This window comes from Rhodobacteraceae bacterium M385 (assembly GCA_025141835.1).
Taxonomy (GTDB): Bacteria; Pseudomonadota; Alphaproteobacteria; order Rhodobacterales; family Rhodobacteraceae; genus Gymnodinialimonas.
The window spans coordinates 1381981-1405765 of the sequence record CP081102.1 but is presented as its reverse complement, the minus strand read 5'-3'; the positions used below and the strand labels follow the sequence as shown (position 1 = coordinate 1405765).

The window sequence follows — 23785 nt, the reverse complement described above, 5'->3', positions numbered from 1 at the left end:
AATCTAGAGGTCCCATTTGGTTAATGCCCCCCAATCATGCGCGCAGATTGCTGTTTCTCAAACGAAAAAGACGCCCCAGAGGGCGCCTGTCGGGTTTTCCGTAGGTTTTTAGAACTACTTCGCCGCGCGTTTGCTGGCGAAGGTTGCGCCGTCTTGGCGGCTCGCGAGCTTAGCTTGATCTGCCTTGAACGCGCTCAATGCGCGGTCGTGACTGCCGCCCATTGCGATCCGGTTTACGTGGATATCTACGGCTCTTTCGCCATCGCGTCCCGCAACAAAGCGCAGGAAGTTTGTGACCAATCGCTCCATAACACTGCCTCTTTTCTTTTTTGTTTTTGTCTTATCCACAGGGGTGCCGGGGAAATAAGGCAAAATCTAGGCAGAGGTCGCGGACAAGAAACAGGGCGCCAAAGGTGTGGCCGCTAAGCCACCACCCAAGGCCCCGTTAAGGCGTTATCTCAGTACAAAATGGCCCGTGAGGCCCGCCGATTACATCCGGCCAATCCGTCGGAACATCCGCATCGCACCGCGCGCTTGGCGCACAGCGCCCTTCGCTTGGCCACGCTGTTCGGAATTTGGTGCGGCGCCATTGCGTCCCCGCGTGGCGTGGTCAATGCCCGCGTCGATGCCTTTATTGACAACGCGGCCAATGACTTGCCGCAATATCATATTAAGAATCCGGTCCATAAGTGACCTCCTACTTTGCCTGTTGCCCTGACCTTAGCGGGCGAGTGCGGCGAAAGTCAGGCGTCATCTTCAAAGATAACCGCGTCGTCATCGGGGGCAGCTTCCGCATCATCGTCGAACATATCACCCGTGTTCTCATCGCGGGTGTCAGCGGGCTCTTCAGCCTCTGGCGGACGGCTTTCCAAAAGGCCCGCATCGCGTAGTTCCTTGAGACCCGGCAGATCGCGGGCGGATTCCAACCCAAAATGATCGAGGAAGACTTGCGTCACCACATAGGTCACCGGGCGACCGGGCGTCATGCGACGGCGCCCAAACTTGATCCAATCGAGCTCGATCAACAGATCGACCGTACCGCGACTGACGCTAACGCCGCGAATTTCCTCAATTTCTGCCCGTGTCACAGGCTGGTGATAGGCGATGATCGCCAATGTCTCGATCCCGGCACGGCTTAGCTTGCGCTGCTCCACCTGCTCTCGCGCCATCAAGAAACCAAGGTCCGCCGCCGTCCGAAACGCCCAAGCATCGCCGATTTTCGTGACCTGCACCCCCCGCCCCTCGTATCGGCGACGCAGTAGGTGCAGCGCTTCGGCCGGGTCCGCGCCATGGGGCATGCGCGCCGCCATCTCGGACAGGCTTACCGGCTCGGCTGAAGCAAACAAAAGCGCCTCAACCATACGTTCCTGCTCGGCCAACGGGGGGGCGCGAAACAGGCTTTCCTCGGCCTGCGGTTCGGGGCGATCGGGGGTGTCGGTCATGTATCTTTCCGGCGCAGTTGAATGGGCGAGAAGGTCTCAGATTGGCGAATTTCCACGCGGCCCGCCTTGGCCAGCTCCAGCGCCGCTGCAAAATTTGCCGCCGCGGCCGAGCGGCGCTTGGCCGGGTCCATGGTCCAACCGTCGGGCAAATAAGACATCAGATCGGACCAATCGCCCATGAAGCCCACCAAACCACGCAGGCGATCCAACGCTTCTTCCATGGTTAACACCGCCTCGCGGTCCATGACGAAAGGGCGGAATTCATCCTTGGTGCGGATGCGGGCATAGGCTTGCATCAAATCGAGCAGGCCCGCCGTATACGTCACGCGGCGGTGCGTGGTCATCACTTGCGGCGCACCGCGCACAAAACGATCGCGGCCAAGACGGTCACGCGCCATCAGCCGCGCGGCGCAGTCACGCATGGCGGCCAAACGCTCTAGCTGGAACGCCAGATGCGCGGCAAGATCTTCGCCCGAGGGGCCTTCTTCCCCCGGTTCCGGAGGCAGTAGAAGTTTGGATTTCAGGAAGGCGAGCCATGCCGCCATGACCAGATAATCTGCGGCCAACTCGATCCGCAACTGACGAGCCTTCTCAATGAAAACAAGGTATTGCTCGGTCAGCGCGAGGATCGAAATCTTGCGCAGGTCCACCTTCTGCGTGCGCGAGAGGGTCAGCAAAAGGTCCAATGGGCCTTCATAGCCGTCCACGTCAACGATCAGCGCCTCGGCCTCACGGCGGGCGGCGACGGAATCCCATTCATCGGTGTTGGCTGGTTGCCCCGCGCCGGTGTCAGACATAAACCTCTCCGCCCAGAAGGTCGGAAAGTTCCGCCTCTATGGCCTCGATGTCAAGCGGATCGGGTGTTCTGCGGAGGGCTAACGCGGCGTCTGTGCGGGTCTTCGCTTCCCCGTCGAGCGTCCCTGAGGCCGCAACAACATCGTGCATTTCTGGCAGTTCGCCATTGCAATGCAGGATCAGATCGCACCCCGCCGCCCGCGCCCTTGCCGCGCGTTCACCGATGGGGCCGGGCAAGGCACCCATAGACAGATCGTCGGTCATTAACGCGCCCTGAAACCCGATATCTTCGCGGATCATCGCGATGATCTCCGGGTCCATCGTGGCCGGAAGGCGGCTGCCCAAGGCTTCAAACACGATATGGGCAGTCATTCCCAAGGGCAGGGATTTGAGCGCTTGGAATGCTGCAAAATCAACAGCTTGCAAGGTAGCGCGGTCTTGCGTGACGCGAGGCAGGTCTTTGTGGCTGTCGGTCACTGCCGCACCGTGGCCGGGTATGTGTTTGACCACCGGCAAGACGCCACCCGCCAGAAGGCCCTGTGCAACGGCCCGTGCGGCTTGCGCGACCGTATTCACATCGGTCCCATAAAGCCTGTTGCGCAGAAAGGGGTGGGTTTCATCCCGCGCCACGTCGGCGGTGGGGGCGCAGTTCACGTCGATCCCCACGGCACGCAGCTCATGGGCGATCAGCCGATAGCGCAGCGTCATGGCACGCGGGCCGGCCTGTTCCATCTGTTCCAGTGGGGGCTTCCATTCGCGCCAAATCGGGCCCCGCATCCGCTGCACGCGGCCCCCTTCCTGGTCAATCAAAATGGGTGCGTCATAGCCCACAGCATCGCGCAGTTCCGCCGTTAAAGCAGAGACTTGCGCGGCGTTCTTGATGTTGCGCGCAAAAAGGATAAAGCCCCAGGGCCGCGCCTGCGAAAAGAAGGCGCGTTCATCATTGGTCAGGGCCAACCCCTCACACCCGAGGATGGTGGCAGAGTGGGTCATCCTAGCGAACGGTAACCGGAATACAGGCCGCCCCTTGGGCCACCAGCGCGGCGCAGAAACGGCGCGATGCGGACAGGTCGCCGAAGCCGTGGGCACGGAGACGATAGAAGGTTTGGCCGCCCGATGTCGCCTCTTCGATCACGCGGGCGCGGCCCAGAAAGAAGTCCGGGAAGTTGCCGGACAGGCGTTGCCATTCGGACCGCGCAAGGGCGGGCGTGTCAAAAGCGCCGAGCTGCACAAGACGGGTGCCGGCCTCTAGCTCGGAGGTGGCGATCTCGAAGCCTTCGTCATCTTCCGTCACCCCTTCGGCCACGGCATTGGTGGCGGCAGGCGCTGCGGCGGGGGCACGGGCAGAAAGGCCGGCAGGCCGCGCTGCCGGACGTGGGGAGCGGCGCACGCCGGGCACGGAAACCGGGACGATGTCGGCCACAACTTCGGCCTCTGCATCGGCGGTAGGTTCATCTAGCGCGGGCGCGTCCATGTCGCTAAGCGGCGTGGCCTCTTGCAACAGACGCGCAATCAGCGTTTCGGTGTCTTCTTCCGGGATCACTTCGGGCAGGACTTCCGCGTCAATATCGGGCAGCGCGGAGGAGGCATTGGCGAATTCTTGTTCCACCGGCGCTTCCTCTGGCGTTGTGTCCGCCTCGGCCAGATCTTGCGGTGGAGGGGCCAACAGTAGCTGGTCTGGCACCGGCGCGGCCTCGGCCCCTTCGGCCAAGCGGTTCACCGCAAGCCCTTGATTTTCAGCGATAGAACCGCCGGGGTTTTCGGGGGCGACCCGCATCGGCCCGTCCAGTGCCCGGATCACCGGCACATCGGCCACGTCACGTACCAGAAGCTGGAACGCCCAAACGCCCATGCCGATCACGAGGCCCATGGACACCAACGCCCCGGCCCAGTTCACCAGTTGAGTAACCCGCGATGCGTCCGCCGAGGCGGCAACAGGTGCCGCCTGTTCGTGGCCATATTCATAGCCGCCATCATAGGAATACGCGCCAGAGGAATGTTCCCCGGAATATTGGATATCTGCCATGCCCGCCTCATCGCCCGGTCACAGCACGCTGCCCGGGTCATTTTTTGCCTGTGACGTCCGGGTCGGGAGAGGTCTTGCGCCTCACATCTGATCGACCGGAGTGACCCCCAAGATACCAAGACCGTTGGAAATGACAATCGCCACAGCGGAAATCAGGCACAATTTCCCAGATGTTGCCGATGGATCAGCCTCTTGGAAGAAGCGCAGGCTCTCGTCCGTGTTGCCCTTGTTCCAGAGCCCGTGGAATTCCGACGCCAAATCATACAGATAGAAGGCCACCCGGTGCGGCTCGTGGCCTTTGGCGGCAATCTCGATCAGGCGCGGGTATTCCGCGATCTTGGCCGCAAGGGCCAATTCCGCGGGATCGTTAATGGCGTTAAGGTTTGCCACATCCGCCGTCATGCCCGCGTCTTCCGCCTTGCGCAGCACAGATTTGATCCGCGCGTGGGCGTATTGCACGTACCAGACGGGGTTGTCCTTGGATTGTTCGCGCACCTTGTCCACGTCAAAATCCAACGGCGCGTCGTTCTTGCGCGTCAACATGTGGAACCGCGTTACGTCAGGGCCGACCATCTCGACCACATCGGCCAGGGTCACGAACGTCCCTGCCCGCTTTGACATTTTCAGTTCTTCATCGCCACGGCGCAGTTTAACCAATTGCGTCAGCTTCACATCCAGCGGAACCGAGCCGTCAGACAGCGCCGAAACAGCCGCCTTCATCCGCTTCACATAGCCCCCATGATCGGCACCAAAAACGTCGATCAGCTCATCGAAGCCTCTGGAAACCTTATCAAAATGATAGGCGATGTCGGGGGCGAAATAGGTCCACGACCCGTCGGATTTCATCACCGGACGATCCACATCGTCGCCGTGCTCGGTGGACTTGAACAGGGTCTGTTCGCGGGGTTCCCAATCATCGGGCTTCTTGCCTTTTGGCGGCTCCAGGTAGCCTTCGTAGATCAGGCCTTTGTCGCGCAGATCACCAATCGCTGCCTCAATCCGGCCCGTCCCATAGAGCGATTTTTCCGAATAGAACACGTCCATCTCGACGCCGAGCATCGCTAGATCCTTACGGATCAGGTCCATCATCTTCTCGGTCGCGAATGCACGGATATCGGCCAGCCAGAACTGTTCACCCTTGCCGACGATCTGGTCACCAACCTTATCTTTCAGCGCTTGGCCGACCTCGATCAGGTAATCGCCGGGATAGGTGCCATCCTCAAACGCAACCTCTTGGCCGTGGGCCTCCAGATATCGCAGATACACCGACCGCGCGAGGACATCGACCTGCGCACCACCGTCGTTGATGTAATATTCCCGCGTCACGTCATAGCCCGCGACGTCCAGAAGCGAGGCCAAAGCATCGCCAAATACCGCGCCCCGCGTGTGGCCTACATGCAACGGGCCAGTGGGATTTGCGCTGACATATTCGACGTTAACGCGCCGCCCTTCGCCAACGCTGGACCGCCCGAACGCGTTAGTTTGTTGCAAGACCTGCCCGATAACAGCACGCCAAACATCGCCCGACAACCGTAGGTTCAAAAACCCCGGCCCCGCCACATCGACGGCGTCGATCCGGGGATCGTCTGCCAGTTTCGCGGCCAGCGCCTCGGCGATATCGCGTGGCTTGAGGCGCGCAGGTTTAGCCAGCACCATCGCGGCGTTGGTCGCCATATCCCCGTGGGACGCATCGCGCGGCGGCTCCACCGTGACGGCGTGCGTCTCCAAACCTTCGGGAAGGATGCCATCAGCAACAAGCCCGCCAACGGCGGCCAAAACGGTTTCGCGGATCTCGGCGAAGAGGGTCATGAGCGGTGTCCTTTTAAGATCACCGGGGGTGTATCATGGCCCTCGCCAAGGTCAATGCAGACAGGGGTGCGGCGTTACGGCGTGCAACGGTTGTAGTCGGTCACGATACCGTCATTAATCATCCGCATCACGGTGTCGCTCTGCAAGGGGATTAGCAGCATGTTCGCCGTCCATTCCAGCCCTTCGCCCGCGCAATTTCCGATGTAGGAAAAACCCTCGGTGCCTTGGATCGGTACTGGATTGGACAGGGTGCAGGTGCTTTCCCAGAAGGAAAGGACATTGTTTTCAAGGCGTACGATGGTGTCGAGCGGGTGCGTCGTACAAGCGCCGATCTGGAAGCGACCGTTGGTGACCTGCGCCGTGGCGGCCTGAGCCGCCAGCGCCGTGACCAATACGGCGGTGCTGAGTATTGAAAGTTTCATGATAAAATCCGAGCGTTATAAAAGGGACGCGCGGCGCGGGAAACTAGGGCTCACACCGCACATAGGTATGGGCGGTATTGTTCAACACCACGACCAGCCCATCAATGGAGGCATCCCCCACTAGCAATCGCGCGTCAAAATCGACGCCTTCGGCTGTGCAGGCTCCATCGTAGAGGAAGGTTTCATCCATATCGCGCACGTTGATCGGGTTCGACAGGTCGCAACACTGCTCGGTCAGGCATAGGGTCGGGAATGACAGCGAGGCGGTGCGTTCGCCACCCGGATCAAACCCTTCAGCGGGGCAGGTAAAGCCTTGATAAAAAAGGCCGTCTTGAGGAAACGCATGGGCGATGACTGTGGACGCAAAAAGGGCCGCCGCAGGCAGGATAGGGCGCAGAAATGAAGGCATGATCAGGCTCCGAAATTGAGCGAGTGGGGCCCTTTCACTGTGCCGCCTTCCAGGCCACCGATCAACCTTTGGTGGCTTTGCAGGGCAAATCTGTCGGTCATCCCCGAGATATAATCAGACACGATCCGCGCCAGCGCCGTGGCATCGCCCGCGACATCTTCCACATCCTTGCGCCATTGCTTGGGCAATTCGCCGGGGTTTTGCAGGAAGAACGGGAATAATTCCTCCACCACTTGGGTCACGTCCCGACGCATCACCACGACCGAGGGCGCACGATACATGCGGGTGAACAGGAACTTGCGGATGACTTGCAGATCATCAAACAGGCTTTGAGAAAAGCGAATGATCGGCCGCCCCGCCATGCGGATATCCATCGGGCTTTGGGGGGCAACTTCGGCCAAAACGGCGCGTGCGTGGTCCAACACATCTTCTACCAAGACGCCAAAGAACCGCCGCAGCGCCTCATGCCGTCGGCGGTAGTAGTTTAGGCCGGGGTAACGCTTGTCCACCTCTGCAAAACAGGCGTCCAGGATCGGCAACTTCGCAAGCTCATCAGTTGAAAACAGCTCGGCCCGCAGGCCGTCGTGCAAATCGTGATGGTTGTAGGCAATGTCATCGGCAAGGGCCGCAACCTGCGCCTCGGCCGAGGCATGGGTGGTCAATTCCAGATCAATGCCTTTGCAACTAGCCGCCAAGGCCCACGGCAACGGCTCGGGCACAGGGCCGTTGTGTTTGGCGATCCCTTCCAACGTTTCCCAAGTCAGGTTAAGCCCATCGAACTCTGCGTAGTGACGTTCCAGATGGGTGACAATCCGCAGCGCCTGCGCATTGTGGTCGTAGCCGCCGTAAGGTTCCATCAGCGCTTGCAGCGCATCCTCGCCCGTGTGGCCAAACGGCGGATGGCCCAAATCATGGGCCAAAGCGACAGTTTCCGTCAGGTCTTCATCCAGCCCCAGCGACCGCGCCATGGTGCGGGCGACCTGCGCCACCTCCAGCGAATGGGTCAGGCGGGTGCGGAAATAATCGCCCTCATGCTCCACAAACACCTGCGTTTTATGCTTCAGGCGGCGGAAGGCGCTGGAGTGAATAATCCGATCCCGGTCGCGTTGAAACGGCGACCGATGAGCGCTTTCTTCTTCCGCCACGATGCGTCCGCGCGTGGCTGTTGGGTCGCATGAATAGACTGCACGCATAATTTCTGCCTCCAAAGAGGCGATCTTGTCCCGCGCCCCTGCCGCCCATATATTGTACCCACACGCGATTTACGACAGGTGAACGCCCATGCTTTCCATTCCGCCCAAAGTCACAGACCGCGCCTTCGCGCGTTTGGCCGAGATCAACGCGGCGGCCGACGCCCCACAAGCCCTGCGCGTGGCCGTTGAAGGTGGCGGCTGCTCCGGGTTTCAGTATGAAATCAAGCTCGATGCGCCGGGTTCAGATGACTTGGTGCTGGAAGGCCAAGGCCAGAAAGTCGTTGTCGATATCGTGTCCCTGCCCTTCTTGGCCGATGCGATTATCGACTTCTCGGAAGAGCTGATCGGCGCGCGGTTCACGATTGAGAACCCCAATGCGTCGTCTTCCTGCGGCTGCGGCACATCGTTCTCAATGTAGCACTACTTGGCGTAACGTAGCGTTCCCGCTAGATTTTCTACCACCGCCTGTTACCCTTCCGTAGCCACGGGAGGGGTACGATGGATCTATCATTTTCGCCGCAAGAGCTTGCTTTTCAAGCCGAGGTTCGCGCTTTTATCTCCAAGGCTTTGCCCAAAGATATCGCCGCCCGCGTAGCCGATGGCAGCGGCCCCACCCGCGATGACATGCACAATTGGCACGCGATCCTGAACGACAAGGGATGGCTTGGTGGCACTTGGCCTGCGGCCCATGGCGGCTGTGACTGGGGCCCGATCAAACTGCATATCTTCGAGGAAGAAAGCGCCTTGGCAAACGCGCCACGGATCGTGCCGTTCGGCCTGAAAATGCTCGCGCCTGTGCTGATGAAATTCGGCTCTGCGGCGCAACAGTCAGAGCTTCTGCCACGCATCTTGGACGGGCGTGATTGGTGGTGTCAGGGCTATTCTGAGCCCGGCGCAGGCAGTGACCTTGCGTCCCTCAAGACCCGCGCGGAACGCGACGGGGACCATTATATTGTTAACGGCCAGAAGACTTGGACGACCTACGGCCAATACGCCAACCGCATCTTCTGCCTTGTGCGCACCCGCTCTGACGGCAAACCTCAGGCCGGGATCAGTTTCCTTCTGATCGACCTGGATACACCGGGGGTCGAGATGCGCCCCATACGCCTGATTGAAGGCGGTTTCGAGGTAAACGAAGTGTTCTTCACCGACGTCCGCGTGCCCGTCGCAAACTTGGTAGGGGCCGAGAATGACGGCTGGACGATTGCCAAGTATCTTCTGGGCCACGAGCGGACAAACATCGCTGGCACCGGGTTCTCCGTCCAAGCCTTGGCGCAGATCAAAGCCCTTGCAAGAACCGTCAAGCGAAACGGCAAGCCGTTGATCGAGAACCCATTATTTGCCGCCCGCCTGGCAGAAACAGAGGCCGAGTTGGAGGCGATGAAAATCACCAACCTGCGGATGCTGTCAAAAGCCGCCGCAGGCGGGCAATTGGGGGCAGAGCCTTCGATGCTGAAAATCAAGGGCACGGTGATCCGACAATCCCTCAATGATCTGGCGCGGCGCGCGTTGGGTCCGGCGGCCGCCCCCTTCCCGTCGGAAGACTTGGACAATCTGGCGATCACGCCCCCCAACCACAGCCACAACGCCGCGGATTACTTTAACAACCGAAAGATCTCGATCTACGGTGGCTCGAACGAAATCCAACGCAACATCTTGGCCAAAGGGATGATGACGCGATGAACTTTGAGCAATCCGATGACCGCCGCATGTTGTCAGAAACCCTCCGCCGATATTTGGCGGACAGCTATGAAATCTCTCACCGCAACGCTGTCGCCTACGACGCGCCTTTCCATGATCCGACCAAATGGGCGGAGCTGACCGAACTCGGCCTGTTCTACGCCCTCGTCTCCGAGGACCGCGGCGGTATGGGCGGGCACGGGTTTGATATCGTGACCGTGTTTGAGGAATTGGGCCGAGCGCTTTGCCCGGAGCCGGTTTTGGGTCAACTCATGGCGGCCTCCTTATTAACTGACGCGGACCCGTTGATGGCGGGCACGCGCTACACGCTGGCCATCGGCGAAAGCGACGCGCCCTATGACCTGCAAGACATCACCACAAGTTGCGTTAATGGCCGGTTAACAGGGCGGAAATCCGTGGTTTACGGCGCACCCGCTGCTGAAATTCTGTTGGTCGCGGCCCGGCAAAACGGCAAGATCGCCTTGTTTGAGATGCCCGCCGAAAACGCCGAAATCACCGGCTATGGGATGATAGATGGCGGCCCGGCGGGAGAGGTCTTCTTTGACGACACGCCTGCCACGCTACTGCTGGAAGATGCTGAAAACGCTTTGCAAAACGCCATGGACCGGGGCGCATTGGCCCTTTGCGCCGAGGCTCTTGGCGCGATGGAGGTGGTGCAGGACACGCTGGTGGACTACCTGACGACACGCAAGCAATTCGGCCAGCCTCTCGGCGCGTTTCAAGCCTTGCAGCACCGCGCCATCGACGTGGCGATCGAGATCGAGCAAGCCCGCTCCATCGTGATCCTTGCGGCCTCTGCCGATGGCACCGAGGCCTTCGCAAAACGCGCCGCTCAAGCGAAACACTTGGTCGGAAAGATCGCACGGCTCGTGGCCGAAGAAGCGATCCAGATGCACGGCGGCATCGGGATCACTTGGGAATATCCGCTGTCACACTACGCCAAACGGCTCGTCATGATCGACCACCAATTAGGCGACACGGACTGGCATTTGGAGCGCCTTATGAAAGGCTTAGCCGGGGGTTCCTAGACGCGCGGCCACGGAATCCGTGGTCACGGTTCCCACAATCTCTCCGCCCTCTTCGACGGCCAAAGGGGCGGGATTTTCGGCGAAGCGGGCCAGGATGTCTTTCACCGGCATTTCGGCCGGAACGCTTGGGGCTTCCGTGGGTACATCCTGCATCACATCGCGGGCGGTCAGGACGCCTAAGGGGTTCATGTTAGACACAAATTCCGCCACATACTCTGTCGCCGGTTCCGAGAAAATCTGCCGTGGCGTGCCGATTTGAACGATGCGCCCCCCTTCAAGAATGGCGATGCGGTTGCCGATTTTGAAGGCCTCGTCCAGATCATGGCTCACGAAGATAATCGTGCGCTTCAGATCCCGTTGCAAATCCAGCAATTCATCCTGCAATTTGCTGCGGATCAATGGGTCGAGCGCCGAGAACGGCTCATCCATCAACAGGATCGGCGCGTTGGTCACAAACGCCCGCGCAAGACCCACACGCTGCTGCATCCCGCCCGACAAGTCACCCACCTTGCGATCTGCCCATTCGGCAAGCCCCACCAAGGCCAGCTGCTGTTCAACGGCGGCATTCCGGTCAGCGGCGGATTGCCCGGCCAGCTCTAACCCAAGCCCCACATTTTCCCGCACAGAGCGCCAAGGCAGCAGGCCAAACTGCTGAAAAACCATGGAGACGCAATTCTGGCGCAGATACCGTAGATCAGTGCCACTGGCGCCCGGAAGGGTGCAGGACCAATCGCCGTCCGTCACCTCGACCTGCCCACGGGCAACAGGGTTAAGCCCGTTAACCGCCCGCAGAAGCGTGGATTTGCCGGAGCCCGACAACCCCATAAGAACAAGGATCTCCCCTTCTTCCACATCGAGAGAACAGTCGTGAACGCCCAAGACATGCTCGGTCGCGGCTTGAATGTCGGACCGGGTGCCGCCCTGATCGGCAAGGGTTAACGCCTGCGCAGGACGGGGACCAAACATGATGCAAACATCGCGAAATGAAACGGCTGTGCTCATCGGTTTACCTCGTAACGCAAGATACCGGCGACCCCGTCAGAGGGGCCTCCGTCGTTGGGGTGTTGCTGGCCGTCATGGACGATGATCTCGGCCAGTTGGAAAGGTGACTGCCCTTCAAGACAGGCCAGATTTACCCCGTATTCATTGGGGTTGGAGCGGCGCTTGTGGTGAGTGTAGATGCCACAATGGCTGCAAAAGTAGTGCTCGGCCACGCGAGTGTTGAACTGATACAGCGTCAGGTTCTCTGCACCCTTCGTGATGGTAAACCCTTCCAGATCGGTCGAGACCGCGACCGCCCCGCGCATGGTGCAAAGGGAGCAATCACAGCGGCGAGCAGAGGCCAGCCCGCCCTTGAGATCAGCCGTAAACTGCACCGCCCCACAATGGCATTTTCCGTTCAGTTTCATGCCTTCACCCTCAACGTGCGGTCTAGAACGATGGCGACCACAACGATGATGAAACCGCTTTCAAAGCCAAGCCCCGTGTTCACCTGGTTCAACGCCCGCACCACCGGAACACCCAAGCCATCGGCGCCCACAAGCGCCGCGATGACGACCATCGACAGCGACAACATGATGGTTTGGTTCAGGCCCGTCATGATCTGTGGCAGGGCGTAGGGAAGCTCTACCTTCCACAATTTTTGCGAAGGCGTGGCCCCAAATGCATCGGCGGCCTCGCGCAAGGAATTCGGCGTGGAGGAGATGCCAAGATGCGTCAGGCGGATCGGCGCGGGCAGCACGAAGATCACTGTTGCAATCAGGCCCGGCACCATGCCGATGCCGAAAAACACAATGGCTGGAATGAGATAGACGAAGGTCGGCAGGGTCTGCATCAGATCCAGAATGGGCCGCATCCAAGCATATAGCCGGGGCCTATGGGCCACTGCGATGCCAATCGGAACGCCCACGCCCATGCAAACGACACAGGCCGACAGCACCAGTGTTAAGCTTTCGGTCGTTTCTTCCCAGTAGCCTTGGTTTACGATGAACAAGAAGCCCACGGCCACCAAGGTGGGCACCTTCCAGCCGCGATGTAGCCACCATGCCAGCCCCGTAAAGATCGCAATGATTAGAAAGGGATGTAATTCCTGCGGGTAAAGAAAGCTGGCATCACGCAGGCGAATATCCTGCCACCAAGAGGTGTTGGGCGGCTCTTGCAAGATGGCGAGGAAGACCTCGATCATTGCCTCCAGCGCCACGGCCAAAGCGTCAAAAATGAACGCGCCGTTAGATTGTAGCCAATCGAATACCGCCTCAGCCCCGTCACCGATGCGCAGTTTGCATTCGGTCAAAAAGGTGATCGGCCCCGTCACATCGGGATCATTGGGAAATGAGCACTCTGAGATGCCGTCTTCTTGCCACCAAGCGCGTAAGTCGCTGAACCAAGTCATGTCAGGGGTCGTCCTGTTAGTTTGGGGAAGTCATGCATTGGCGGACTTCTTAACGTCGTTAAGGAATTGCGGAATATCCCGCGCCCCGTTGCTTTGCAGGGTCTGCCAAAAGGGCCCGCCAACCGGCAGGCCCTTCCGTTTGTCTTTTGACGTGGTTTAAAGACCCAGAGCTTCGGACACTGCGGCGGCTGCGTCGCCACCGTCGAAGGTGGTCACACCGTCCAGCCAAGCCATAACGGCGTCAGGGTTAGCGGCCATCCACGCGGTCGCGGCGTCGGCGGGATCTTCACCTTCGTCAAGGATCGCGCCCATGATCTCGTTTTCCATGGCAAGGCTGAACGACAGGTTGTTCAGCAATGCGCCCACGTTCGGGCAGGCATCCACATAACCGGCAGAGGTATTGGTGTAGACCGTCGCACCGCCCAGATCGGGGCCGAACCAATCGTCGCCACCTTCCAGATAGGTCAGGTCAAAGTTGGCATTCATCGGGTGGGGTTCCCAACCGAGGAAAACGACAGGCTCGTCCCGATCTGATGCACGGGCGACTTGCGCCAGCATCCCCTGCTCCGAGGATTCGACAACCTCAAACTCGGACAGGCCAAAGGCGTCGGCCTCGATCATATCCATAATCAGACGGTTGCCGTCATTGCCGGGCTCGATGCCGTAGATCTCTCCGTCCAGCTCATCCATCGCCGCAGCGATGGAGGCGAAGTCGGTGATGCCAAGCGCCGCGCCAGCCGCGTTGGTGGCCAGCGTGTATTTGGCGCCTTCAAGGTTTGCGCGCACGGTGTCCACAGTGCCTGCCTCACGATAAGGGGCGATATCGGCCTCCATCGTGGGCATCCAGTTGCCAAGGAAGATGTCCACATCGCCTTCGGCCAGCGACGTGTAGGTCACTGGTACGGACAGCACGAGGATGTCGGTTTCATAGCCAAGCGCCTCGAGCACCACGGTGGTCGCCGCCGTCGTCGCGGTGATGTCGGTCCAACCGACGTCCGAGAAGGTAACGGTGCCACATTCGGCATGGGCGTCAGCCATCGCTGCCCCGGCGGTCAAAGCAAGCGCCATGGCGCTGGTCGCTGTTGCGCGGAAAAGGGTCATTTTAGTCTCCTGTTGGGATCTGGTCGTTTTTGTTGATTGACCAGTCAATTAAAAACATATTTCTGGTACATGGCAACAAGGAAGGTGTCTCGATGCCCCGCATAGGTATGATGGCTATACGCAAGGACGCACTTGTCAACGCTACGATCAGCGAGATCGGGCGGTGTGGGTCTTTGGACGTGACCATGGGGCAGATCGCGAAAGCCGCGGGTGTGTCCTCTGCCTTGGCGCACCATTACTTCGGCTCCAAGGACGCGCTTTTGTTGGCTGCGATGCGTGCAATCCTTCGGGAATTTGGCACTTCTGCACGGGCCGAACTGGCCAAGGCCGATACGGCGCGAGGCCGCCTGACCGCCATTGCGCGGGCCTCTTTCGGGGGGCAAAACTTCCACCCAGAGGTCGTCTCGGCGTGGTTAACTTTCTACGTCATGGCACAGCGCGACCCCAAAGCCGCGCGGCTTTTGCGTGTGTACCAGCATCGTTTGGTGTCCAACCTGACCTATTCGTTAAGGCCGTTAACGAATAACGCCGTCAATATCGCCGTGACTACCGCTGCTTTGATCGATGGCCTCTACATTCGCCACGCTTTGGTTAGCACGACCGTGCCCGATGCCGACGCCGCCATTGCCCGCGTCACCGATTATCTGGAGGTGGCCCTGCGATGACTGCACCTAGTTCTCGGCCTAACATATTGATCCTCATGGTAGATCAACTGAACGGCACGCTTTTTCCCGACGGCCCCGCCGAGTGGTTGCACACGCCCAACCTGGACCGTTTGGCCGCGAAATCCACGCGTTTTGCCAATGCATACACCGCCTCTCCACTCTGCGCGCCTGCGCGAGCGTCGTTCATGTCGGGGCAATTGCCCTCGCGGACCGGAGTTTATGACAACGCGGCCGAGTTCGCCTCCTCCATCCCGACCTACGCCCATCATTTGCGACGGGCGGGCTACTATACAGCGCTTTCGGGCAAGATGCATTTCGTCGGTCCCGATCAGCTTCACGGATTCGAACAACGCCTGACGACCGACATCTACCCCGCCGATTTTGGCTGGACGCCCGACTATCGCAAATCCGGCGAGCGGATTGATTGGTGGTATCACAACATGGGGTCCGTCACCGGGTCGGGCGTGGCCGAGATCACCAATCAGATGGAATACGACGACGCCGTGGCCTTCGAGGCAGAGCAAAAGCTGTACGATCTGTCGCGCGGGAAAGACCCGCGTCCGTGGTGCCTGACCGTCAGCTTTACCCACCCCCACGACCCCTACGTCGCGCGGCGCGAGTTCTGGGATTTGTATAACGATTGCGAGCACTTGATGCCCGAAGTCGGCCCGATCCCCTACCCCGATCAAGACCCCCACTCTAAGCGCATTCTGGATGCGAATGACCTAGAGAATTTTGAGATCACCGATGCCGATGTCGCCCGATCACGGCAGGCGTATTTCGCTAATATTTCCTACCTCGATCAGAAGATCGGCAGCATTCTGGATGTGTTGGAACGCACCCGGCAAGAGGCGCTTATCGTCTTCGTCTCCGACCACGGCGATATGTTGGGCGAGCGGGGGCTTTGGTTCAAAATGTCCTTCTTCGAGGGCTCTGCCCGCGTGCCGTTGATGATCTCGGCCCCGGACATGACGCCGGGGTTGGTGACCGATCCTGTGTCCACAATCGATCTCTGCCCAACCCTTTGTGACCTTGCGGGCGTATCGATGGAAGAGGTGATGCCCTGGACCGACGGTGAATCGTTAATGCCGTTAGGAAATGGCGCCACGCGCAGCAGTCCCGTTGCGATGGAATACGCGGCCGAGGGCTCTTACGCGCCGCTGGTGGCTCTACGCTACGGACCGTGGAAATTCACCAGATGCGCCTTGGACCCGGACCAATTGTTCGACCTGTCCGCGGACCCACAAGAGTTAACAAACTTGGCTGAGGTTGCCGAACACCAAGGCACGCGCCTGACGCTTCGTGCAAAATCCGAGGCACGTTGGGATTTGGACGCCTTCGACGCAGACGTGCGCGAAAGCCAAGCCCGCCGATGGGTCGTCTACGAGGCCTTGCGAAACGGCTCTTACTATCCTTGGGATTTCCAACCGCTCCGCGACGCCTCTGAACGCTACATGCGCAATCACATGGACCTCAATGTTCTTGAGGAAAATCAACGCTTTCCACGGGGCGAATAGCTCCACGATCTTTAGGTGAACGATGCAACCGACTGCCTCTCATTTTGTGAACGGCGCGTATCTGGAAGATACCGCTGGCACCCCGATCCCCGTAATTTTCCCCGCTACGGGTGAAGAAATCGCGCGGGTTCATGCCGCAACCCCCGCCGTGGTAGAGGCCGCTTTGGCATCGGCCAAGGCCGCGCAGGCCGAATGGGCGGCTCTGATGGGCGTGGAACGCGGCCGCATCCTGCGCCGCGCAGCCGACATCATTCGCGAGAGAAACCAAGAGCTTAGCGAGTTGGAAACCCTCGATACCGGCAAACCGATCCAGGAAACTCTGGTGGCTGACGCCACTTCCGCCGCGGAATCGTTGGAATATTTCGGCGGCATCGCGGCCAGCTTGGGCGGTGAACATATGCAACTGGGCGGCGATTGGGCCTACACGATGCGCGTGCCTTTGGGCGTTTGCGTGGGCATTGGCGCGTGGAACTACCCCACCCAGATCGCCGCATGGAAAGGGGCGCCCGCTTTGGCCTGCGGCAACACGATGGTCTTCAAGCCTTCCGAACAAACGCCGCTATGTGCTTTGAAAGTCGCGGAAATTTTGGTGGAGGCCGGCGCCCCCGCTGGCGTTTACAACGTGATCCAAGGTGCTGGCGAGGTGGGCCGCGCTCTGGTCGAGGACCCGCGCACCGCCAAGGTTTCGCTGACAGGCTCGGCTGCTACGGGCAAGAAAGTGTACGCCGCCGCCGCCGCACAAATGAAACACGCGACGATGGAATTGGGAGGCAAGTCCCCTCTCGTGATCTTCGAGGATGCCGACCTCGAAAGCGCCGTTTCCGGTGCGATCAACGCGAACTTCTACGCCTCGGGTCAGGTCTGCTCCAACGGCACGCGCGTGTTTGTTCAGAAGGGAATTAAAGAAGCCTTCCTCGCCCGCCTGAAGGAACGCACCGCCAAAGCCATCATCGGCGACCCGCGCGACGAGGCCACAAACTTCGGCCCAATGGTAAGTGAAGAACAACTCGCAATCACTTGTTCTTATGTCGAAAAAGGCGTCGCCGAAGGCGCGCGACTGATCCACGGCGGCACACGGTTGGACCGCCCCGGTTGCTATATCGAGCCGACGATTTTTGCCGATGTGACCGACGATATGACAATCGCCCGGGAAGAGATTTTTGGCCCCGTCATGTCGGTTCTCGACTTTGAAACAGAGGAAGAAGTTATCGGTCGCGCCAATGCCACTGATCTTGGCCTATCGGGCGCTGTGTTCACCGCCGACCTGACCCGCGCGCACCGCGTGGTGCATAATATCGACGCGGGTAGCCTTTGGATTAACCAATATAACTTGACCCCTGTTGAAGTGCCCTTTGGCGGCATGAAAGGCTCGGGCGTGGGACGCGAAAACTCTCGTGCGGCGGTGGAGCATTACTCGCAACTCAAGACTGTCTACGTCGGCATGTCTCCGGTAGAGGCGGCGTTCTAAATGGAAGCGGATTACGTCGTTATTGGTGCAGGATCAGCGGGTTGCGCGGTGGCGTACCGTTTGGCCGAGGCCGGAAAATCGGTGCTGGTGATCGAGCATGGTGGCTCTGACTGGGGGCCGTTCATCAACATGCCCGCCGCGCTCAGCTACCCCATGGGCATGAAGCGCTACGATTGGGGCTACGTGACAGAACCCGAGCCAAACATGAACAACCGTGTAATGGCCTGCCCGCGCGGTAAGGTTATTGGCGGCTCCTCCTCGATCAACGGCATGATCTACGTGCGCGGCCACGCCAAAGACTTCGATACATGGGCCGAAATGGGCGCCGATGGTTGGTCCTATGCGGACGTTCTGCCTTACTTCAAACGCGCTGAAAATTGGCATGGTGACGCCGGAGATCCCGCGTATCGCGGCACGGGCGGCCCGTTGCACATCACCCGTGGGGCGCGAAAGAATCCCCTATTTCAAGCGTTTATCGACGCAGGAGCCGAAGCAGGCTACGGCAAGACCGACGACTACAACGGCCACCGCCAAGAGGGCTTCGGCGCGTTTGAGATGACGGTTTGGAAAGGCAAACGCTGGTCAGCCGCCAGCGCTTACCTGAAGCCCGCGTTGGCAATGCCGAACTGCAATCTGATTAACGGCTTGGTCGAAAAGATCGAAATCGAAGACGGGCGCGCTACTGGCGTACGCCTGACCGATGGCCGTCTTATCAAGGCCCACACAGAAGTGGTTCTTTCCGCCGGTGCGATCAATTCACCGAAAATTCTGATGCTGAGTGGCATTGGCCCCGCCAAGCACTTGGCAGAAAACGATATTCCACTGGTCGCGGACCGCCCTGGCGTGGGGCAGAACCTGCAAGATCACTTAGAGATGTATATTCAGTTCTCGGCCTCCAAACCGGTGTCGATCGCGCCCTATTGGTCGCTTTGGGGCAAGGCTTTGGTCGGGGCACAGTGGTTGTTCACCAAAACGGGTTTGGGCGCGACGAATAACTTTGAAGCTTGCGGATTCATCCGCTCAGACAAGGGCGTGCAATACCCTGATATCCAATACCATTTCCTTCCCATCGCGGTCCGCTATGACGGCAAAACACCGCCCGGTGGGCACGGCTTTCAGGCCCACACAGGCCCCATGCGGTCCCCCTCGCGCGGGGAAATCACCCTGCGCAGCAAAGATCCGGCAGAGGCCCCGAAAATTCAGTTCAACTACATGTCGCACGACAAGGATTGGGAGGATTTCCGCCGCGCCATCCGCCTGACGCGAGAGATTTTTGCCACCGGGCCGATGGCGGAGTTCGTCGATCACGAGATTCAGCCCGGAGAGGACGCGCAATCCGACGAGGCGCTGGATGCCGTGATCCGCGAGCATGCGGAATCGGCCTACCACCCCTGCGGCACCGCGCGCATGGGGCGTCGAGACGATCCAATGTCCGTTGTGGACCCGGAAAACCGCGTCATTGGGGTGGAGGGGTTACGGCTCGCCGATAGTTCCGTGTTCCCGCTGATTCCGAACGGTAACCTTAATGCGCCGTCGATCATGGTCGGCGAAAAGGCGGCTGACGCGATCTTGGGCCAAAAGCTGCCACCCGAAAATTTGGCGCCATGGATTGCCCCTGAGTGGCAGTCTGCGCAGCGTGAAAAGCACGCGGATGCGGTAGCGGCCGAGTGACGAGGGCCTAGTGGCCAGCTTGTGGGTGAATATTGCAATTGTGCTTCATTCACCCGGAACTCGCGGTCCTCATACCTCCGAATGTTCAAAAAATGAATACCTCGCCGCCCATAGGAACCAGTCTTCCGCAAGATATCCACAAGTTTATCAACAGCCAGCCGCGCCGATCTTCCCCACTAAGGGCAATCAGTAACACCCCTGTTGCAACAGTGTTTCTGCCGCGAATGCCTAGCTCAGCCTAGGCGGTCTTAAACGCCGGTGCGCCGGTTAACATCACGATCCGCCATTCGCCCCTTCCTGCCCAAGGGAAATAGGCTTAAACCAAGTCGAAATCGCCCTTGAGGAGCGCCCAAATGACCACGCCCCGGTTCGCGATTGCGATCCCCATGTTGAATGAGGCCGAAACGGTTCCGCATTTGCTCGGCGGATGCGTGGCGGCGGCCGAGCCCTTTGGCGCATTTGAGATCTGCGTCACGGACGACGGCTCGACCGATGGAACCGGCGCGGCATTGCGGGCGTTTGGCGCGGCTTACCCGCAGGCGAATTTGACGATCCTCACCCATCCGCGCCCCGCCGGGCAATCGGCTGCGGTCCACGCCGCAGTTTCAGCCGCCCGCGCGCCGATCATTGCGACGCTGGATGGGGACGGACAGAACCCGCCAGAGGAGCTTCCAAAACTGCTTAACGTTCTGTTGAACGGCCCTGAAACGCTGGGTCTGGTGGCGGGACAGCGCGTGAAGCGCGATGATCCTTTGCCCAAGCGCGTCGCCTCCAAGGCCGCTAACACGATCCGAGGTGTCTTACTGAAGGACGGCACCCGCGACACCGGGTGTGGGTTGAAAGCTTACCGCCGCGATGCCTACCTTGCCCTGCCCTATTTCGACCATATGCACCGCTATTTACCCGCGCTTTTTCAACGGGATGGATGGGAAATCGCCCATGTCGACGTGGCCCATAAGCCGCGAACATCGGGCGCGTCGAAATACACCAACCTTGGCCGCGCCATTGTGGGGTTGTCGGATCTTTTCGGGGTCGCTTGGCTGATCCGTCGGCGGCGCAAAGTGCTTCCGAAAGAGACTGAAATCTCCCGCCAGGAGGAGCGTTAACCATGCAAGAATGGCTATTCAGCTTCTTCAACATCGACAATTGGTTCGAGTTCTGGTGGGTCGGCCTTGGCTTCCTTGCCCAAGGCGTTTTCGCCTCGCGTTTCATCGTGCAGTGGATCGCCTCTGAAAAGGCCGGTCGCTCCTACGTGCCGGTCGCCTTTTGGTACTTGTCGATCAGTGGGGGCCTGTTGATGCTCGCCTATGCGATCTACCGCCAAGACCCGGTCTTTATCCTGGGCCAAGCCTCGGGCGTGATTGTCTATGCCCGGAACCTGATGCTCATCCACCGCTCCAAGGACGCGGTTCACGACCAGACATGAGTGTTCTGACCGCCCGTTTCACACCGCTCTGCGTGCTTCTGTTCGCGTTGCTGAGCTTCGCAATTGGTTTGGCGGAACTGCCGGTTCAAGACCGCGATGAGGCACGGTTTGCCCAGGCCTCGCGCCAGATGGCCGCGACTGGGGACGTGGTAGATATCCGCTTGCAGGACGCCCCACGCCACAACAAACCGGCGTTGATTTACTGGGCGCAGACCGCTGCAATCTGGGTCACCGGCATGACCGGTGAAACGCCGATTTGGGTGCACCGCCTACCGTCTTACCTTGCGGCGACCATAGCAGCTTTGGCGATGATTTGGGCCGGCACGCCTTTGGTGGGACGGCGTGCGGCGGTCGTTGCTGGGATCATTTGCATCAGCCTCTATATGCTACAGGCCGAGGCCCGGACCGCGAAGACAGATGCCGCGTTGGTCTTGTCAGTCATCGTGGCTATGGGGGCGTTAGGCCGTGTGTGGCTGGGGGAAAGCCGTGAATGGTTAACGCCGTTAACCTTTTGGACAGCGTTGGCGGCAGGGTTCCTGTTGAAAGGCCCCATGGTTGTGCTGCCCGTTGCCGGCGCGATCCTTTGGCTTTGCGTGCAATTCAGAAGCTTCGCTTGGCTTGCCCGGCTGCGTCCCGTGATCGGCGGCCTGTGGTTCGCCCTTCTTGCAGCGCCTTGGTTCATCGCAATCACAATGGTCACGGACGGCGCGTTTTGGGGCGCTTCCATTGGGACAGACTTTAGCGACAAAATCACCGCCGGGGGCGAACATGCCGCATCGCCCCCCGGTTTCTACGTGCTGACTGCGTGGCTCACCTTCTTCCCTTGGAGCCTGCTGATCCCCCTCGGCCTGACCTTTGCATGGTCGGCGCGCAAAGATCCCAAAATCGCCTTCATCCTAGGCTGGCTCATCCCCGGTTGGCTCGTGTTCGAGGCGGTCCCAGTCAAACTATTGCACTACACCTTGCCGCTCTATCCCGCATTGGCGCTTTTGATCGCTGCGGCGCTGATTCAAGTGAATGATGGTCGCCTTCCCTTGCGTCGGTGGATCATCGGGCTTGGGGCAGTCGGGTGGTTAATTGCATTAACCTTTTTCGCCATCGTCGCCGCCCTCGCCCCGATCCGCTATGGAGATGGTGTTAACCTTTTCGCCATCGCGGGGAGCGCCGTCTTTACCGTCGCGGCCCTCGTGGGGCTGTGGCACATGTGGCGCGGCGTAGTCCTGAAGGCCATCATCGCGCTGACCATCAGCGGCGTGCTGCTCGGCTGGACGTTGACCGCCGTGTCCCTGCCCGCCGCACGGGACTTCTGGATCGCGGACCGCTTGGCGGAGATCATGGCGCAGAATTCATGCTTCAGCGGCCCCGTCGCTGTGGCTGGTTACGCGGAACCCTCGACCGTGTTTCGGTTGGGCACAGACACGATCTTGACCGATGCGGAGGGGGCGCTGGCCTACCTGGCCGAAGCCCGCGGGCGGGCCGCATGGATTGACCCTGCGCTGGTGCCTGACCTGTCCGACACAGCGGGAGTTGTGATCGAGGGGATTTCCATCGGTAATTTCCGCCCCGTGACCTTGCAGCTTTTTGTCTCGCCCGGCGTAGCAGCGCCGGTTAATCCTTGCGGCCAATAGCACGTTGGCACGGCAAAAATTTCGCGCCGCCCGCAAACAAAACATATCTGAAGCTACGAGTTAACGCCCTATCAAAGCGCAACTCGCTGCCCCGTTCGAATGCTCTCATCAGCCGCCAGACAAATGGCCAAAGACGCGACGGCGTCGGCCATGTGACGGCTCAGGTCCATATCCTCTGCAATCGCGCGACGCATGAAAGCCTGCTCCGCATCACAAAGCTCTTGATGGCCCGGCTCCGCGTCAAACGAGATCAACTCATCACCGCTTGGACGATGCACCAGCACGCCGCCAACCTTGGTGTGGCCGTCAATATCGGCGCTGTCTGCCTTGTCGGCCTCGGTGATTGATACTGCGCCGTTGGGGCTTATCACATCCTTCACGAAGAACGCCGTCTCGGACATCATCGGCCCCCAACCCGCCTCGTACCAACCGACAGAACCGTCGTCGAAGAACACCTGAAACTGCCCATAGTTATACATCTCCGGCGCGATTTCGTCGCTGAGGCGCAGGCCCATGCCGTGAACGGCGACGGGTTTGGCATCGGTGATCTGGCACCAGACATCAACGTAGTGAACGCCGCAATCCACGATGGGAGAGGTCGTTTCCATTAACGCTTTGTGGGTCTGCCACGCCGCGCCGTCGGACTGTTGGTTAAGGTTCATTCGAAACACATAGGGGCCGCCCAACGCGCGAGCCTCCTCGATCAAGCGCATCCAACTGGGGTGGTGGCGCAAGACATAGCCGACAACCAATTTCCGCCCCGTCTCCTGGGCGACGTTAACCACTCTTTCGGCATCCGCGACGTTGGTGGCGAGCGGTTTTTCCACTAACACATCCGCGCCCGCCTTCATGGCGCGTTCGGCAAGCTCTGCGTGGGTGTCAGAATAGGTGGCAATCACGACCAGATCCGGGCGCTGCGCCATGCCTTCGTCGAAGGTGGAGAACAAGGGATAGCCCTTCAACGCCTCCGGCAGGTCACGGGCCGAGCGGTTAACCAAGCCGACCACCTCCACCCCTTCTGCCGCGTGATGGGCCAAGGCGTGGCTTTTTCCCATGTTTCCAAGACCGACGATCAGTACCCGCATGTCGTTG

General features: G+C 59.9%; 25 protein-coding genes. 10 read left to right on the top strand and 15 right to left on the bottom strand.

Annotated features, from left to right (window positions below):
* Window positions 1-114: 114 nt before the first annotated feature.
* From K3728_06865 to K3728_06820, 10 genes are all read right to left on the bottom strand, one after another.
* A complete protein-coding gene (locus tag K3728_06865; GenBank protein ID UWQ96930.1) occupies window positions 115-309 on the bottom strand; it encodes a hypothetical protein in 195 nt (64 codons plus the stop codon).
* A 180-nt stretch (window positions 310-489) separates the two neighbouring features.
* Window positions 490-687, bottom strand: coding sequence for a hypothetical protein (locus tag K3728_06860; protein UWQ96929.1), 198 nt, complete (start codon window positions 685-687; stop codon window positions 490-492).
* A 56-nt stretch (window positions 688-743) separates the two neighbouring features.
* Window positions 744-1442, bottom strand: coding sequence for an SMC-Scp complex subunit ScpB (scpB, locus tag K3728_06855; GenBank protein ID UWQ96928.1), 699 nt, complete (start codon window positions 1440-1442; stop codon window positions 744-746).
* Window positions 1439-2239 carry a segregation/condensation protein A gene (locus tag K3728_06850; GenBank protein UWQ96927.1) on the bottom strand — a complete coding sequence of 267 codons (801 nt, stop codon included), beginning with the start codon at window positions 2237-2239 and terminating at the stop codon, window positions 1439-1441. The genes scpB and K3728_06850 overlap by 4 nt, the downstream gene beginning before the upstream one ends.
* Complete coding sequence (locus K3728_06845) at window positions 2232-3230, bottom strand: beta-hexosaminidase (protein UWQ96926.1); 999 nt, start codon at window positions 3228-3230, stop codon at window positions 2232-2234. Before K3728_06845 ends, K3728_06850 begins: the two co-directional genes overlap by 8 nt.
* A gap of 1 nt (window position 3231) precedes the next feature.
* On the bottom strand, window positions 3232-4263 hold the full coding sequence (locus K3728_06840) for an SPOR domain-containing protein (protein ID UWQ96925.1): 1032 nt from the start codon (window positions 4261-4263) through the stop codon (window positions 3232-3234).
* 81 nt (window positions 4264-4344) lie between these two features.
* On the bottom strand, window positions 4345-6072 hold the full coding sequence (gene argS, locus K3728_06835; GenBank protein UWQ96924.1) for an arginine--tRNA ligase: 1728 nt from the start codon (window positions 6070-6072) through the stop codon (window positions 4345-4347).
* A gap of 74 nt (window positions 6073-6146) precedes the next feature.
* On the bottom strand, window positions 6147-6494 hold the full coding sequence (locus K3728_06830; GenBank protein ID UWQ96923.1) for a hypothetical protein: 348 nt from the start codon (window positions 6492-6494) through the stop codon (window positions 6147-6149).
* Window positions 6495-6537: 43 nt separating this feature from the next.
* Entirely contained in the window at window positions 6538-6903 is a 366-nt protein-coding gene (locus K3728_06825; protein UWQ96922.1) for a hypothetical protein, read from the bottom strand.
* Window positions 6904-6905: 2 nt separating this feature from the next.
* Window positions 6906-8096, bottom strand: coding sequence for a deoxyguanosinetriphosphate triphosphohydrolase (locus K3728_06820; GenBank protein UWQ96921.1), 1191 nt, complete (start codon window positions 8094-8096; stop codon window positions 6906-6908).
* A gap of 88 nt (window positions 8097-8184) precedes the next feature.
* Here K3728_06820 and K3728_06815 point away from each other — a divergent pair, with 88 nt between their 5' ends.
* From K3728_06815 to K3728_06805, 3 genes are all read left to right on the top strand, one after another.
* Complete coding sequence (locus K3728_06815) at window positions 8185-8514, top strand: iron-sulfur cluster assembly accessory protein (GenBank protein ID UWQ96920.1); 330 nt, start codon at window positions 8185-8187, stop codon at window positions 8512-8514.
* A gap of 80 nt (window positions 8515-8594) precedes the next feature.
* Window positions 8595-9779: an acyl-CoA dehydrogenase family protein gene (locus tag K3728_06810; protein ID UWQ96919.1), complete on the top strand. Its 1185-nt coding sequence runs from the start codon at window positions 8595-8597 to the stop codon at window positions 9777-9779.
* A complete protein-coding gene (locus tag K3728_06805) occupies window positions 9776-10825 on the top strand; it encodes an acyl-CoA dehydrogenase family protein (protein UWQ96918.1) in 1050 nt (349 codons plus the stop codon). The genes K3728_06810 and K3728_06805 overlap by 4 nt, the downstream gene beginning before the upstream one ends.
* Here K3728_06805 and choV read toward each other — a convergent pair.
* The 4 genes from choV to choX form a co-directional block, all read right to left on the bottom strand.
* Entirely contained in the window at window positions 10808-11827 is a 1020-nt protein-coding gene (gene choV, locus K3728_06800) for a choline ABC transporter ATP-binding protein (protein UWQ96917.1), read from the bottom strand. The genes K3728_06805 and choV overlap by 18 nt on opposite strands.
* Window positions 11824-12234, bottom strand: coding sequence for a GFA family protein (locus K3728_06795; GenBank protein UWQ96916.1), 411 nt, complete (start codon window positions 12232-12234; stop codon window positions 11824-11826). The genes choV and K3728_06795 overlap by 4 nt, the downstream gene beginning before the upstream one ends.
* On the bottom strand, window positions 12231-13127 hold the full coding sequence (choW, locus tag K3728_06790) for a choline ABC transporter permease subunit (protein UWQ97478.1): 897 nt from the start codon (window positions 13125-13127) through the stop codon (window positions 12231-12233). The genes K3728_06795 and choW overlap by 4 nt, the downstream gene beginning before the upstream one ends.
* A gap of 246 nt (window positions 13128-13373) precedes the next feature.
* Window positions 13374-14318 carry a choline ABC transporter substrate-binding protein gene (gene choX, locus K3728_06785; protein UWQ96915.1) on the bottom strand — a complete coding sequence of 315 codons (945 nt, stop codon included), beginning with the start codon at window positions 14316-14318 and terminating at the stop codon, window positions 13374-13376.
* A 92-nt stretch (window positions 14319-14410) separates the two neighbouring features.
* On the opposite strand from choX, the gene betI reads away from it, so the two are divergent.
* The 7 genes from betI (at window position 14411) to K3728_06750 (ending at window position 22693) form a co-directional block, all read left to right on the top strand.
* Window positions 14411-14983, top strand: a complete 573-nt coding sequence (gene betI, locus K3728_06780; protein UWQ96914.1) for a transcriptional regulator BetI — start codon at window positions 14411-14413, stop codon at window positions 14981-14983.
* Window positions 14980-16500 (top strand): choline-sulfatase, encoded by a 1521-nt coding sequence (gene betC, locus K3728_06775; GenBank protein UWQ96913.1) that lies wholly within the window; start codon window positions 14980-14982, stop codon window positions 16498-16500. The genes betI and betC overlap by 4 nt, the downstream gene beginning before the upstream one ends.
* A 22-nt stretch (window positions 16501-16522) precedes the next feature.
* The gene (betB, locus tag K3728_06770; GenBank protein ID UWQ96912.1) at window positions 16523-17968 is read left to right on the top strand and encodes a betaine-aldehyde dehydrogenase; all 1446 of its coding nucleotides are present in this window, start codon (window positions 16523-16525) and stop codon (window positions 17966-17968) included.
* A complete protein-coding gene (gene betA / locus K3728_06765) occupies window positions 17969-19639 on the top strand; it encodes a choline dehydrogenase (GenBank protein ID UWQ96911.1) in 1671 nt (556 codons plus the stop codon).
* 353 nt (window positions 19640-19992) lie between these two features.
* Window positions 19993-20745 carry a glycosyltransferase family 2 protein gene (locus tag K3728_06760; GenBank protein UWQ96910.1) on the top strand — a complete coding sequence of 251 codons (753 nt, stop codon included), beginning with the start codon at window positions 19993-19995 and terminating at the stop codon, window positions 20743-20745.
* A gap of 2 nt (window positions 20746-20747) precedes the next feature.
* On the top strand, window positions 20748-21065 hold the full coding sequence (locus K3728_06755; protein UWQ96909.1) for a lipid-A-disaccharide synthase N-terminal domain-containing protein: 318 nt from the start codon (window positions 20748-20750) through the stop codon (window positions 21063-21065).
* Complete coding sequence (locus K3728_06750; GenBank protein UWQ96908.1) at window positions 21062-22693, top strand: glycosyltransferase family 39 protein; 1632 nt, start codon at window positions 21062-21064, stop codon at window positions 22691-22693. The genes K3728_06755 and K3728_06750 overlap by 4 nt, the downstream gene beginning before the upstream one ends.
* A 71-nt stretch (window positions 22694-22764) precedes the next feature.
* On the opposite strand, the gene K3728_06745 is transcribed toward K3728_06750, so the two are convergent.
* Window positions 22765-23778, bottom strand: coding sequence for a Gfo/Idh/MocA family oxidoreductase (locus K3728_06745; protein ID UWQ96907.1), 1014 nt, complete (start codon window positions 23776-23778; stop codon window positions 22765-22767).
* Between the last annotated feature and the right edge of the window lie 7 nt (window positions 23779-23785).

Coding starts and splice junctions, on each gene's coding strand:
- K3728_06865 (UWQ96930.1), bottom strand. CDS start 309: ATGGAGCGATTGGTCACAAACTTCCTGCGCTTTGTTGCGGGACGCGAT.
- K3728_06860 (UWQ96929.1), bottom strand. CDS start 687: ATGGACCGGATTCTTAATATGATATTGCGGCAAGTCATTGGCCGCGTT.
- scpB (UWQ96928.1), bottom strand. CDS start 1,442: ATGACCGACACCCCCGATCGCCCCGAACCGCAGGCCGAGGAAAGCCTG.
- K3728_06850 (UWQ96927.1), bottom strand. CDS start 2,239: ATGTCTGACACCGGCGCGGGGCAACCAGCCAACACCGATGAATGGGAT.
- K3728_06845 (UWQ96926.1), bottom strand. CDS start 3,230: ATGACCCACTCTGCCACCATCCTCGGGTGTGAGGGGTTGGCCCTGACC.
- K3728_06840 (UWQ96925.1), bottom strand. CDS start 4,263: ATGGCAGATATCCAATATTCCGGGGAACATTCCTCTGGCGCGTATTCC.
- argS (UWQ96924.1), bottom strand. CDS start 6,072: ATGACCCTCTTCGCCGAGATCCGCGAAACCGTTTTGGCCGCCGTTGGC.
- K3728_06830 (UWQ96923.1), bottom strand. CDS start 6,494: ATGAAACTTTCAATACTCAGCACCGCCGTATTGGTCACGGCGCTGGCG.
- K3728_06825 (UWQ96922.1), bottom strand. CDS start 6,903: ATGCCTTCATTTCTGCGCCCTATCCTGCCTGCGGCGGCCCTTTTTGCG.
- K3728_06820 (UWQ96921.1), bottom strand. CDS start 8,096: ATGCGTGCAGTCTATTCATGCGACCCAACAGCCACGCGCGGACGCATC.
- K3728_06815 (UWQ96920.1), top strand. CDS start 8,185: ATGCTTTCCATTCCGCCCAAAGTCACAGACCGCGCCTTCGCGCGTTTG.
- K3728_06810 (UWQ96919.1), top strand. CDS start 8,595: ATGGATCTATCATTTTCGCCGCAAGAGCTTGCTTTTCAAGCCGAGGTT.
- K3728_06805 (UWQ96918.1), top strand. CDS start 9,776: ATGAACTTTGAGCAATCCGATGACCGCCGCATGTTGTCAGAAACCCTC.
- choV (UWQ96917.1), bottom strand. CDS start 11,827: ATGAGCACAGCCGTTTCATTTCGCGATGTTTGCATCATGTTTGGTCCC.
- K3728_06795 (UWQ96916.1), bottom strand. CDS start 12,234: ATGAAACTGAACGGAAAATGCCATTGTGGGGCGGTGCAGTTTACGGCT.
- choX (UWQ96915.1), bottom strand. CDS start 14,318: ATGACCCTTTTCCGCGCAACAGCGACCAGCGCCATGGCGCTTGCTTTG.
- betI (UWQ96914.1), top strand. CDS start 14,411: ATGCCCCGCATAGGTATGATGGCTATACGCAAGGACGCACTTGTCAAC.
- betC (UWQ96913.1), top strand. CDS start 14,980: ATGACTGCACCTAGTTCTCGGCCTAACATATTGATCCTCATGGTAGAT.
- betB (UWQ96912.1), top strand. CDS start 16,523: ATGCAACCGACTGCCTCTCATTTTGTGAACGGCGCGTATCTGGAAGAT.
- betA (UWQ96911.1), top strand. CDS start 17,969: ATGGAAGCGGATTACGTCGTTATTGGTGCAGGATCAGCGGGTTGCGCG.
- K3728_06760 (UWQ96910.1), top strand. CDS start 19,993: ATGACCACGCCCCGGTTCGCGATTGCGATCCCCATGTTGAATGAGGCC.
- K3728_06755 (UWQ96909.1), top strand. CDS start 20,748: ATGCAAGAATGGCTATTCAGCTTCTTCAACATCGACAATTGGTTCGAG.
- K3728_06750 (UWQ96908.1), top strand. CDS start 21,062: ATGAGTGTTCTGACCGCCCGTTTCACACCGCTCTGCGTGCTTCTGTTC.
- K3728_06745 (UWQ96907.1), bottom strand. CDS start 23,778: ATGCGGGTACTGATCGTCGGTCTTGGAAACATGGGAAAAAGCCACGCC.